Source organism: Acidobacteriota bacterium (assembly GCA_022562055.1).
Classification (GTDB): domain Bacteria; phylum Actinomycetota; class Acidimicrobiia; order Spongiisociales; family UBA5794; genus BMS3BBIN02.
The window spans coordinates 99,874-111,214 of the sequence record JADFQA010000002.1 but is presented as its reverse complement, the minus strand read 5'-3'; the positions used below and the strand labels follow the sequence as shown (position 1 = coordinate 111,214).

The window sequence follows — 11,341 nt, the reverse complement described above, 5'->3', positions numbered from 1 at the left end:
AGGCGATCGAAATGGGTGCGCTGTGGTGATCGCGACCGCGATCGACCGCCCACTCGTCGGTCGCGTGTGCGACGAAGCTATAGTCCTGCGCGTTGAATCTACCCACGAACAAGCCGCCAACCGATGCGTTCTGAACCGCCCGGTCTGCGTCGAGGGGGTCAGATGAACGATACAATGCGAGTTTGGGTCTATGACGGTCCGCACGCCTCGCACATTGAGACCCGGTCCAGGCCAGAGCCGGGTCCTGACGACGTTCGGATTCGTATCGCACACATCGGCATCTGTGGATCCGACCTCCATGGCTACACGGGAGAGTCCGGCAGACGAGTCCCTGGAATGGTTATGGGTCACGAGGCCAGCGGCTGGATCGAAGCCATGGGTTCTGCGGTATCGGGTCTGGCAGTGGGCGATGCGGTGACGTTCAATCCTGCCCTCCCCTGTGATGGGAGTTGCGGTCATGATGTCGAGAACCAGTGCGCCCGGTTACGGGTGATCGGGGTCACACCGGAAATCCAGGGCGCGTTCGCCGACGCCATCGTAGTTCAAGCGGTCCGAGCCGTACGGCTCGGCGAGATGTCAACCGAGTGGGGCGCAGGTATCGAACCCATGGCAGTCGCGCTCCAGACGTCCCGCCGCGCGGGAGTCGCGGCCGGCGCCTCTGTACTGGTGATCGGTGGAGGTATGATCGGTCAGTGTGTCGCGCAAGCGGCGCGCCTCGACGGCGCCACAGAGGTCGTCGTGTCCGATGCGATGGCAGAGCGTCGGGAGGTGGCAACCGCCGCTGGTTTCCGCACCGTCGCTCCGGAGGACGTGGAGAACCTAAGTCACTTCGACATCGCCATAGACGCGGTAGGTATCTCGGCGACGGCGGCGGCAGCCATCAGGGCTGTAGGTAAGGGCGCCACCGTCTGCTTCGTGGGTCTCGGAACGCCCGAAGTTACCGTACCGCTCTTCGACATCGTCGTTTCGGAGCGCCAGATCGTCGGTTCCTTCTGCTACACGCACGAGGTGTTTCGCGACGCCGTCAGTCACATCGCAGCAGGGCGGCTCGACCTGGGGGTGCTCATCGGGAGTCAGGAACCGTTCGAGGATATCGGTACCACATTCGAGGCCTTGGCGAGCGGAGCCCGTCGAGATGTCAAGATCATGATCAGTACTGGAGCGACGGCCCCGTGAAGGTCGAATCCCGTGTCGACATCCGGTCTCCGCAGTATCCTCCGTCGACCCGCGTTGTCGCGCTCTGTCCAATAACCTTTGCAATGTCTTGTATTCCAGGACCACCGTTCGCGGCGACTAGGGTGTCACAGCTCTCAGGGCTGCGTCTTGGCCCTGGGTCTTTGCGATCCTCATCTCCGGCTCGATATTGACACCGTCAGCGCTGTTGGGAAGCGTTATGATTGTGGCATCGACCGAGACGATTGCGCCGAGGTTCCGGGAAGGACCCTACTGATGCCGATCACGATCCTGCCTACGGGCATCGACATGTATTACCAAGTCGCGGGGACCGGAGATCCGTTGCTCTTGATTATGGGCACGGGCGCCGACCATTCCACTTGGGAGGCACAAGTGGAGGCGTACAAAGGCGACTTCATGGTGGTCACCTACGATGCTCGCGGAACCGGGCGGTCGACGCATCCCGAAGCGGTCGAGGATTACTCGATGCGGATTCTCGCGGACGACGCGGCTGCACTGCTTGACTATCTTGGCATCGCAAGAGCCCACGTCTCTGGGCTATCGCTGGGCAGTGCGACGGCACAGGAGCTGGCTATCAACTACCCCGACAAGGTGGCAACTCTGCAGCTCCACGGTACATGGGGCCGCTCCGATGAGTGGTTCAATCGCATGATCGACACCAACGCACTTCCGGTGTCGCTCGGCGACTTCGCCGCGTACATACGCACGGCGCTGTTGTGGTTAGCAAGTCCGCAGTTCATCAACGAGCAATCGGAGGAAGCGGAGGCATTCGAACGCGCCTTTATCCTGGAGAATCCGCACCCGCCGTCGAAGCACGGGATGATGGGACACTTCCACGCCGATCAGACCCACGATGCCCTGGACCGCCTCCATCAGATCTGTGTGCCGACGCTTATCACGTCCGGTGAACTCGACTGGCAGGTGCCGACCCGCTATGGCCTGGAGGTCCAGCGTCGTATCCCGGGTTCGACGATACAGGTGTTCACAGGATCGGCGTCGAGCCATATCGCATTCATCGAGATGACGGAAGACTGGAATACTTTCACTCTGGCCTGGCTGAAGCGGCAGGCCACAAGTACTCAGTGGGCTGTCCAACCGCCGTCGACGACCAAGACTGATCCCGTCATGTAGCTCGAAGCATCGGACGCAAGCAAGAGTGCCGCACCCTGGACCTCGTGCAGTTTCCCCCAGCGTTTGAGGGCGACTTCCTCGGAGATGATAGAGATGGCGTGTTCGGTGTTCTGGAATGGGATGTTCATCTCGGTGAGGAATGGGCCGGGAGCAATCGCGTTGACCATAATCCCGTCGTCTGCCCACTCCAGTGCTAGCGCCCGCGTGAGCTGGATGGTGGCACCCTTTGACGTTGTGTAGGCGGTCCTATTCGCCGCTGCGACCAGGCCGAACGTTGATGAGATGTTGATGACTCGGGCATGGCTCGACGATCTCAAATGAGGTGCGGCAGCGCGACACATCATCCAGGGACCCGTGACGTTAACTGCCAGCGACCGATCAAAATCTTCACGGTTCAACTCGGCGATGGATCCACGAACGTTGATCCCGGCGTTGTTGACAAGGATGTCGAGTCCGCCCAGCTGTTCGACCGTGCTCTCGATGGCATGGTCGACTGCGGACTCATCCGAGACGTCTGCCTCGATGCCTACGACGCGGCCACGGGTGACCGCCGCGATTTTCCGGGCTCGGGATGACACCTCGGACGCCGAACGGCTCGTCAACGCCACGGATGCACCGGCCCAGGACAATGCCTCACCGATGGCAGCGCCAAGCCCCCGCGAACCGCCCGTCACGAGAGCAACCCGACCGTCGAGTCGGAAGAGATCGAGAGGGTTATTCGCCGTGGGCCTCCTCGTACGTGGCACCACCTTGACCTTCGACCCAATAGCGGCGGGCCCATCCGACCCCCTGCCATGTCTTCACCTTCGACGGGGTCATCTTGATGAGCCACCGAGGCTGGTTTATGGTGCCGGTGAGGTACTCAGGGCCGTTGGGGCCAAGGTAGCGGTACGACATCTTCTCGGCGATCTGCACCCACTTGCCACCGACATTGGGTTCCTCGATGATCTCGGCGATCCCCTCCATCATCACTTTAGGGATCTCGGTACGCTGTCCCGATTCGTCTGGAGGGCTGTGCTCGGAGTCTATGACAACGGAAACACGGCCATCATTCTGGATATATTTGCACCATGCCGAGCGCTGGCGGCCGACGAACCACAGAGCTTCGCCATCCCAGTGGTACCACACCGGTACGACGTACGGCGAACCGTCCGGCTTCAGGCATGCGAGACGGGCAAGGGCGTTGTGGCCGAGGAACGTCTCAAGTAGTTCCGCATCCAATCCGCCGAGCGTTCCGCGGAAGTCCTTCGCCATGGTTGATCCTTTGCTATGTCGTTCTGGGGTTAAGAGGCGTGCGCGTCCTGGTGACTCACGCTTGTGTCGCTCTCGACCCAATACTTCTTCGCCCAGCCAAGGCCCTCCCACGTCTTCACATTGTCTGGCGTCACCTTGATCAGCCAGCGAGGTTGCTGAATCGTCGGTTTGATATACGCGGGGCCATTTGGTCCAAGATACCGCTTTGCCATCTCCTCGGCGACGGCGACCCACTGCCCACCTATGTTAGGTTCTTCGACGATCTCGGCGGTTCCCTGCGCAAACACCTTGGGCGCCTCGAAGTGACGGCCGCGTTCGGGATCGTCGACCCTTCCCATGTCGTCGACTACGATGCTAACGTCCGGTCGATCCCTCATGAAACGAGCAATGGCGGAGCGTTCCCGGATTACGAACCAGAAAGCGTTGCCATCCCAGTGGTACCAAAGAGGCATCACGTAGGGTCGGCCCCCGTCATCGGTCATGGCAACCCGTGCCAGTGTGCTACCGGAGAGGTAGAGACTCATGCGCTCCTCGTCCATCCCACCAATTTTTCCCCGCCAATCCTTGGCCACGTTGAGGTTCCTCTTCGATCACGGCCGTTCGAGATGATCGACCAACGACACCATTATAGTATAATATACACTTGCCGTTGTGGGACTCCAAAGGATCAGTCTCGCCGATGTCTGCCGACGAAGTGGGAGTGAATGTGGATGATGACAGGGCTCCAGAAGGGATCGGTGGGCGGAGCGGGGAGAGCGCTCTCTCCGTTAAGGATCTGGTCAAGACCTTTCATTTTGGTGGCGGTTTCCTCGCCCGCGACACGGGTGAAGTTTCTGCCGTCGCCGGTGTGTCGTTCGATATTGCTTTCGGTAGGACGATGGGTCTCGTCGGCGAGTCGGGTTGCGGCAAGTCCACGACTGCCCGTTGCATACTCCGGCTGATTGAGCCAACGTCCGGTGATATCTTCCTCCGGCAGACTCTCGAGGACGGGGGGTACGCAACGATCGACATCGTCGCCGCCGACAAGAAGCAGCTCCGCACTCTGCGGCGCCGCATGCAAATCGTCTTCCAAGATCCATATGCGTCCCTCGACCCCAGGATGACGGTGGGTAGTTCAATCGGCGAGCTTCTCATCGTACACACCGACATGAGCCGTGATGATCGAGTTACCCGCACCGGAGATCTCCTGCAGCTTGTCGGCATGAGTCCGAAGGCTGCGGAGCGATACCCCCACGAGTTTTCCGGTGGGCAGCGCCAACGGATCGGAATTGCCAGGGCGCTCGTGCTGCGTCCGGATTTTCTTATTCTCGACGAACCCGTTTCTGCCCTCGATGTGTCCATTCAGGCGCAGATCCTGAATCTTCTGGAGGAATTGCAGCAGAACCTCGGCCTCACCTACCTCTTTATCGCACACGACCTCGCGGTGGTGCGGCACATCTGTGACGAGACAGCAGTCATGTACTTGGGCAAGATCGTCGAGGCGACCACGACGGACGCGCTGTTCTCGAAGCCGATGCATCCGTACACCCACGCGTTGCTTTCCGCGGTTCCCGTGCCCGATCCGAAACTCGAGAGACAGCGCTCGCGCATTCTGCTCGAAGGCGATGTGCCGAGTGCGCTGAATCCACCGACGGGGTGCCGTTTTCACACAAGGTGCTCGGTCGGTAAGGACAAGGAGATCTGCAAGACGCAGGAGCCCCCGCTGCGCGAGCTGTTACCGGGGCATTACGTCGCGTGCCATTTCCCGGAAGCCAAGCAGGTTCTCTGACATGGGGTGGAACGACCTTCGTGACGGCAATCCTCTAAAGGACACGCTTCTGAACGGGGAAACCGCCGTTGGCTCTTTCGTTCGCATGTCGTCGGTCGAGGTGGCCGAGGCATGCGCCCACGCGGGATGCGATTTCGTCATCATTGATATGGAACATGCTCCGGTGACATGGGAGCGGGCGGCCGCGATGGTTATTGCGGCCGAATCTGCCGGCACGGTCCCGCTGCTGCGAGTATCGACCTGGTCGCGAGATCTCATCACGCGTGCTCTCGACGCTGGCGCCCACGGCGTGATGATCCCACAGGTCGAGACAGCAATCGTGACTCGGTCTGTCGTCGCGGCAACCCAGTACCCACCGGGCGGGACTAGGGGGACGGCGAGCAACCGCAGATCAGGTTATGGCCTCCGTATTCCGCTTGATGAGTACGTTGTCGCAGCCAACAGCAGTGTTTTCGTCTCGGTCCAAGTCGAATCGGCGGTCGCCGTGTCAAACGTTGAAGAGATCGCCGCCGTCGAGGGTCTCGACTGCGTCTTCCTCGGCCTCTCCGATCTCTCTGTAGATCTTGGCGTTCCTGGCGACTGGTACCACCCCCGCCTTGTGGAGCATGCCGAGCGTGTTATTCAAGCGTGTGTGGCAAGCGGCGTCGCCTTTGGGCTTCCGACTCCGACTGTCGAACTTGCCAAGGACTACGTGGGGCGCGGGGCTCGGTTCATCGCGACCGGTGACGTTGGGATCTTCGGCCGCGCAATGCAGGACTTCGTCCGGGAGGTGAAGCGATCAAGCGACTAGGCCGCGAACGAACCAGCTTCGTGTTCGATCCCGGCGCGGAACCCGCGCTGATCGTCTGTCAGGGTGAGACCTTCATCGTCGAGACCGAGGATGCCCATTGCGGCACAATCACCGGACCCGAGGTTGTTTACCGGACGCTTGAGGAGGCGTTGGAGCGTATTGGTGGCGTGAATCCGGTTACGGGACCGATATACGTGGAAGGTGTGCGCGCTGGCGACTGCGTCGAGATCGAGATAGGTGGCGTCGATGGCGCACCTGTCTCCGGGTTCGGTTACATGACTACGACCCCGACGTTGCATCCTGATTTCAGAGCGGAGACGGTGATCTGTCGCCGCAGGGGCGACCAGGTCGAAGTTCCGACTGTCCGGGGTCCTGTGTTGATTCCATATCGACCATTCGTCGGGACCCTCGGGGTTGCGCCCGCCGCCGAACCGATCGAGTCCTTCCTCCAGGGCGCGGAAATCATGGGCAATGTGGATCTCCCGGAGGTGACAACCGGGGCGACGGTTGTCATCCGAGCCAACGTAGACGGTGCGCTGATCTCCCTCGGCGATGCTCACCTTGCCCAGGGTGATGCCGAGATTCACAGGTCTGCAATAGAGTCCCAGGCCGATGTCGAAATGACCGTCCGGAGACGGAGTCCTGAGGAGGTCGCCTACAGCGGCTTGCCGCAGATCAACACAGCCGCCGAGCTCGGAAGCGTGGCGCCCGGACCCGGCCACCTCGAGGACTTGGTGAGGGCGGCCTACGACGATCTTGCATCCCGGATCAACCTCGCCTATGGCTTCACATTGCCGGATGCGTATCGGCTGCTCGGCGCCGTTGGTACTGTGCGCATCGGGCAGGTGGTTCCCCCTTTGTACTCGGCCATGGCCAAGATTGAGCGACGGTTCGTTCAGGAAAGTGAGCAGTAATGAGAACGTCCGCCGCTATCGAGTCACTTCCCCGATCCGGTATCAGAGAAATCATGGAGCTAGCGTGGAGCGTTCCCGACGCCATTCATCTTGAGGTAGGTGAACCCAACTTTCCAACGCCGGACCATATCTGTGAGGCAGCAGCGGCCGCCGCCGCTGTCGGGTTCACCAAATACACCCCAAATGCCGGAATTGAGCCGCTCCGGGAGGTTCTGGCTGAGAAAGTCCAGCGGCGGAATGGAATCGATGTGGCGCGTGAGCAGATTGTCGTGACACCGGGTGCGGTGGCTGGAATCTACAGCTCCCTCGCTGCATTGGTGGATCCCGGGTCCGAAGTACTGCTCGGCGATCCCAGCTGGCCCAACTACAGCTTGATGATGCGGCTCTTGGGGATAACCCCGGTGCACTTTCCTGTGCATCCAGAGCAAGGCATGGTGCCGCGAGCTGCTGACATTGAGTCAATGATTACGGAACGTACTAGGGCGATCATCCTCAACTCGCCAGCGAACCCTTCCGGAGCGATTACGCCGCCGGAGGTACTCCGTGAACTCATGGAGTTGGCTCGTGCTCACGACTTATGGGTGCTCTCCGACGAGGTGTACGACGAGATGTGGTTCGACGGCCCTCCTGCGTCGGCGGCGCCGCTCGACACGGATGGTCGGGTCATTACATTCTTCAGCCTGTCGAAGACGTATGCGATGACCGGCTGGCGGGTCGGTTACCTCGTGGCGCCGCCGACGGTCGTTGCATCAATCGTTAAGGCACAGGAACCCATTACCTCGTGCGTCAATGCTCCTGCTCAGAAGGCGGCAATCGCGGCGATCACGGGTTCACAGGCCTGCGTGGACGACATGCGGGCTGCCTATCACGAGCGGCGCGACCTCGTGATGAACCTCCTTGACAAGCAGACGGTGCCGTATGTTCGGCCAAATGGGGCGTTTTACCTGATGGCGGACATCAGCGGTTCCGGGATGTCAGATATCGGCTTTTGTCGGCGCCTGGTGAGCGACAAGGGAGTCGCAGTTGTTCCAGGGACCGCGTTCGGCCCCAACTCAGGAACGTTCGTTCGCATCTCGCTCGCTACCGCGACCGATCAGCTACTTGAGGGGGTGGGTCGCATGGCTGACGCCGTTGTCGAGTGGGGATCTGACCACTGAACGAGTCGTTGAACCCTGGCCTGTTAACAGGGTCGGAATCTTTTGCGAGCCGCGACTAGTGTTGCAGCTTACCGTTCCTGACCAGGGTCTCATCGGCGTTCGAGTATTGACTCTCCTGGCTCGCCGGCACCCCCCGTCGTACCACAGGTATTGATGCGTCGGCGTTGCTTGTTCTTCCAAGGCCATGCATCCTCGCCTCGGAGGCCGAGTTGTGCAGGCGATCAGATCGAAGTTACGACTCAGGACGCTCGACGGAAGTCGCGAGGCCGAGAACATTGGGTGCTCTGCGTCTTGGGGATCCGGCGGATCTTCTTAGGGACTCTGCGACACCGTGGTCGAGTCCACGCATGGACGGCTCCACCGGGAAACTCCGTTATGAAGGTGCACGCACGTCGACAGGGTCCCCGTGACAACCCCACTATCGATCAACCGGACTCATTTTCGATGAATCTCGAACGCCATGTGTTGGCGGTGTGGCAACACCGAACCAGACCTAGGAACCTCCCAACTTCCGGCTAGAAGTGGAAAAGCGACATAGCCGTCCCACCTCGTACTGCGTCGCGCTCGTCAGTTGATAGGTTCGGCAAATAGTGGTCAACGAGCGCGATTACCTGCTCGTAACCAGGGTTGCTCTGGATCCACGGCCAGTCCGATGCCATCAACATGCGATCGGCGCCAAATGCAGCGTAGACCCGGCTCACAACTTCCTGGATGTCCGGATAGGGGTACGGTGTATTGGTGAAGGCGTACTGACCTGCCACATGTATGTACAGGTTCGAGTGCTTAGCAGCGACCTTCTCGATGAGTTCAAGCGAGTCGGGAGGTAGGGGGATGGTGAACCGCGGTCTGCGGTCCTCGTCGATTGTGAGTTCCATCTCCATGTCAGGGCAGAAGCCGAGATGGTTGAGTACCACCTTAAGGTCGGGAAGGAGCTCCATTACGCCGTCAAGCAACGCGACCTGGACCGGTGACCCGTAGAACCACACTTTCAGACCCCTTTCCTGCATCACCTCCAGCGCCGGGAAGGCTGCAAGTGAGCTCGGGTCGGAGCCGGGCTGTCCGTTGAAACCGTAGAACCGAAATCCTTGCATCCCGATCGAGTCTGCGCGACGGATGATTTGAGGAATCGGGTCGTTATCCTCGACATCGAAGACGCCGATCCCGACGAATTTGCCGGGATCGGCCCGGAGGATATCACCCAGGTATCGGTCATGTTTCGAGAGCGGAACCACGATAGCTCGGTCCACGCCGGCAGCGTCCATCGCCTCAAGAAAGTCCTCAACCCGTTCCTCGCGCTCGGGAGGAGTCATACCCTCGAATACGTCACGGGGGTACTCGTCGCTGACACTCTTGAAGAGATGGAGATGAGCATCTACAACATCCATGTCTACTCCTCTTTCTGGCTTGCTGGCTCGTTGTCTGGACCGCGAGATTCCGCCGCAGCGCGTATTAGGCCGTCGTGTTCCTTGATCCACGAAAGATGATATCCGGTGAGGTAGCGACGAAGAAATATCGTCAGATGCTCGAGCGAGCTGGGTTGATCGATCAGGAGGGCGGGTCCATGTTTAGCGGTGGCTACCGATACCCAAAGCTTCTCGCCGAGCATGTTGAGATAGGTCTTCCCCAAGAATGCTTGAGCCTCCTCGTCCAGCGATCCTCCGATGACGAGGCGCACGGCGCGCTTCGCCCCCGCCCGGTCGAATCCGTCGGGATCGAGCTGCTTGGGAGAGATGATCACCTGCACCGGGGCCCCGTCTTCGCCGTCGAGGGAGAGGAGAGCCTCCGACGACGACCCGTATGACACCAACCCCACTGGACCGAACGATGGAACGACTTCGGAGAGCATGAGTCTCAGATCCTCCAGAGCCGCCGATGGATCAGGATCGCCGTCGGAGAGCCCGTGTCCTCGTAACTCCAGGCTGATAACGCGAAACCCGCTGCGCGCTACCGTCGATGTGGTTTGGCCCCATGCATCCAGGTCGTGGCCAAGATCGTGAACGAACACGACCGGGGGGCCGTCGACGGACCATTCATGGCCCCGCAACGTCACGCCATTACGAAGTCCTATGGCGATCGGAATAGGACTCGGTGTCATCGGGAGGGCTCAAAGACTTGAGGGTTGAAGCAGCGGAAGCTGCGACCGTGAATCGTTTCGAGTTCGGGATGTGCTTCCCAACACAGGGATAGTGCGTGCGGGCATCGCGGCGCGAAATGGCAACCGGGGGGCATCATCTGTGGCGGAGGCACAACGCCGGGAATCGGGATAAGATTCTCCTTCTTGACGCTCGCGCGGGGAAGTGCTCGCAGGAGACCCTGAGTGTACGGATGCTTCGGATCCTCGAATAGCTCTTCGACCGGACCTTGCTCCACGATCTCGCCTGCGTACATCACGGCCATCCGGTCACCGACCGCGGCTACGACGGCAAGGTCGTGGGTGATAAGCAGTATCGACATGTTGCGTTCCTGTTGCTCCTTGAGGAGCTTGTCGAGGATCTGGGCCTGGACCGTCACGTCGAGCGCAGCGGTGGGTTCATCGGCGATTAGGACGTCCGGGCTGAGCACCAGTGCAAGCGCGATGACCACCCGCTGGCGCATGCCACCGGAGAGCTCGTGCGCATAGGACGAGAGTCGACGCGCGGGATCTGGGAACCCTACTTCGTGCAGGATGGCGATACTCATGTCTGTTGCGGTCGCCCGGTCGACATCGCGATGGGAGCGGATGACCTCTGTCAGCAAGGAGCCGACGGTGAACATCGGATCGAGCGACGTCAGCGGATCCTGGAAGATCATCGAGATACTGTTCGCCCGAATCTTGCGCATTGCCTTGTCAGATAATCTGAGCAGGTCATGGCCCCGGTAGATGATTTGACCCTCGCGAACCTTGACCGGCGGAGTTGGAAGAAGGCGCATGACCGACAGGGCAGTGATGGTCTTACCGCATCCGCTTTCTCCGATGAGGCAGAGGATCTCGTGCTGTCTCAGTTCAAGATTCACGCGGCGTACGATGTCGAACGTGCGCCCGACCGTTGAAATGGAGGTACTTAAGTCGCGAATCGCGAGGATCGGACGATTGTCAGCATTTGTGGTGGCTGGCGGAACTTCTCCGGTGGAGACGATATGGGTCATGGTCTCA

At 60.3% G+C, this 11,341-nt stretch carries 12 protein-coding genes; 6 read left to right on the top strand and 6 right to left on the bottom strand.

The window, feature by feature from the left end:
* Window positions 1–162: 162 nt before the first annotated feature.
* Entirely contained in the window at window positions 163–1,176 is a 1,014-nt protein-coding gene (locus IIC71_01180; GenBank protein ID MCH7667806.1) for an alcohol dehydrogenase catalytic domain-containing protein, read from the top strand.
* A 273-nt stretch (window positions 1,177–1,449) separates the two neighbouring features.
* On the top strand, window positions 1,450–2,325 hold the full coding sequence (locus IIC71_01175) for an alpha/beta fold hydrolase (GenBank protein MCH7667805.1): 876 nt from the start codon (window positions 1,450–1,452) through the stop codon (window positions 2,323–2,325).
* On the opposite strand, the gene IIC71_01170 is transcribed toward IIC71_01175, so the two are convergent.
* The 3 genes from IIC71_01170 to IIC71_01160 are packed head-to-tail and all read right to left on the bottom strand — an operon-like array spanning window position 2,274 to window position 4,151.
* Window positions 2,274–3,071 (bottom strand): SDR family oxidoreductase, encoded by a 798-nt coding sequence (locus IIC71_01170; GenBank protein ID MCH7667804.1) that lies wholly within the window; start codon window positions 3,069–3,071, stop codon window positions 2,274–2,276. The genes IIC71_01175 and IIC71_01170 overlap by 52 nt on opposite strands.
* Window positions 3,040–3,579 (bottom strand): pyridoxamine 5'-phosphate oxidase family protein, encoded by a 540-nt coding sequence (locus IIC71_01165; protein ID MCH7667803.1) that lies wholly within the window; start codon window positions 3,577–3,579, stop codon window positions 3,040–3,042. The genes IIC71_01170 and IIC71_01165 overlap by 32 nt, the downstream gene beginning before the upstream one ends.
* A gap of 29 nt (window positions 3,580–3,608) precedes the next feature.
* Window positions 3,609–4,151: a pyridoxamine 5'-phosphate oxidase family protein gene (locus IIC71_01160; GenBank protein MCH7667802.1), complete on the bottom strand. Its 543-nt coding sequence runs from the start codon at window positions 4,149–4,151 to the stop codon at window positions 3,609–3,611.
* A 161-nt stretch (window positions 4,152–4,312) separates the two neighbouring features.
* On the opposite strand from IIC71_01160, the gene IIC71_01155 reads away from it, so the two are divergent.
* From IIC71_01155 to IIC71_01140, 4 genes are read left to right on the top strand one after another with little or no spacing between them, the layout of a single operon-like run.
* Window positions 4,313–5,347 carry an ATP-binding cassette domain-containing protein gene (locus IIC71_01155; protein ID MCH7667801.1) on the top strand — a complete coding sequence of 345 codons (1,035 nt, stop codon included), beginning with the start codon at window positions 4,313–4,315 and terminating at the stop codon, window positions 5,345–5,347.
* Window position 5,348: 1 nt separating this feature from the next.
* Window positions 5,349–6,137 carry a siderophore biosynthesis protein SbnG gene (locus IIC71_01150; GenBank protein ID MCH7667800.1) on the top strand — a complete coding sequence of 263 codons (789 nt, stop codon included), beginning with the start codon at window positions 5,349–5,351 and terminating at the stop codon, window positions 6,135–6,137.
* Window positions 6,138–6,157: 20 nt separating this feature from the next.
* On the top strand, window positions 6,158–7,051 hold the full coding sequence (locus IIC71_01145; protein MCH7667799.1) for an acetamidase/formamidase family protein: 894 nt from the start codon (window positions 6,158–6,160) through the stop codon (window positions 7,049–7,051).
* Entirely contained in the window at window positions 7,051–8,208 is a 1,158-nt protein-coding gene (locus IIC71_01140; GenBank protein MCH7667798.1) for an aminotransferase class I/II-fold pyridoxal phosphate-dependent enzyme, read from the top strand. The genes IIC71_01145 and IIC71_01140 overlap by 1 nt, the downstream gene beginning before the upstream one ends.
* Before the next feature lie 515 nt (window positions 8,209–8,723).
* On the opposite strand, the gene IIC71_01135 is transcribed toward IIC71_01140, so the two are convergent.
* From IIC71_01135 to IIC71_01125, 3 genes are read right to left on the bottom strand one after another with little or no spacing between them, the layout of a single operon-like run.
* Complete coding sequence (locus tag IIC71_01135) at window positions 8,724–9,593, bottom strand: amidohydrolase (GenBank protein MCH7667797.1); 870 nt, start codon at window positions 9,591–9,593, stop codon at window positions 8,724–8,726.
* A gap of 2 nt (window positions 9,594–9,595) precedes the next feature.
* The gene (locus IIC71_01130; protein ID MCH7667796.1) at window positions 9,596–10,303 is read right to left on the bottom strand and encodes an alpha/beta hydrolase; all 708 of its coding nucleotides are present in this window, start codon (window positions 10,301–10,303) and stop codon (window positions 9,596–9,598) included.
* Window positions 10,300–11,334: an ABC transporter ATP-binding protein gene (locus IIC71_01125; protein ID MCH7667795.1), complete on the bottom strand. Its 1,035-nt coding sequence runs from the start codon at window positions 11,332–11,334 to the stop codon at window positions 10,300–10,302. Before IIC71_01125 ends, IIC71_01130 begins: the two co-directional genes overlap by 4 nt.
* Window positions 11,335–11,341 lie beyond the last annotated feature (7 nt).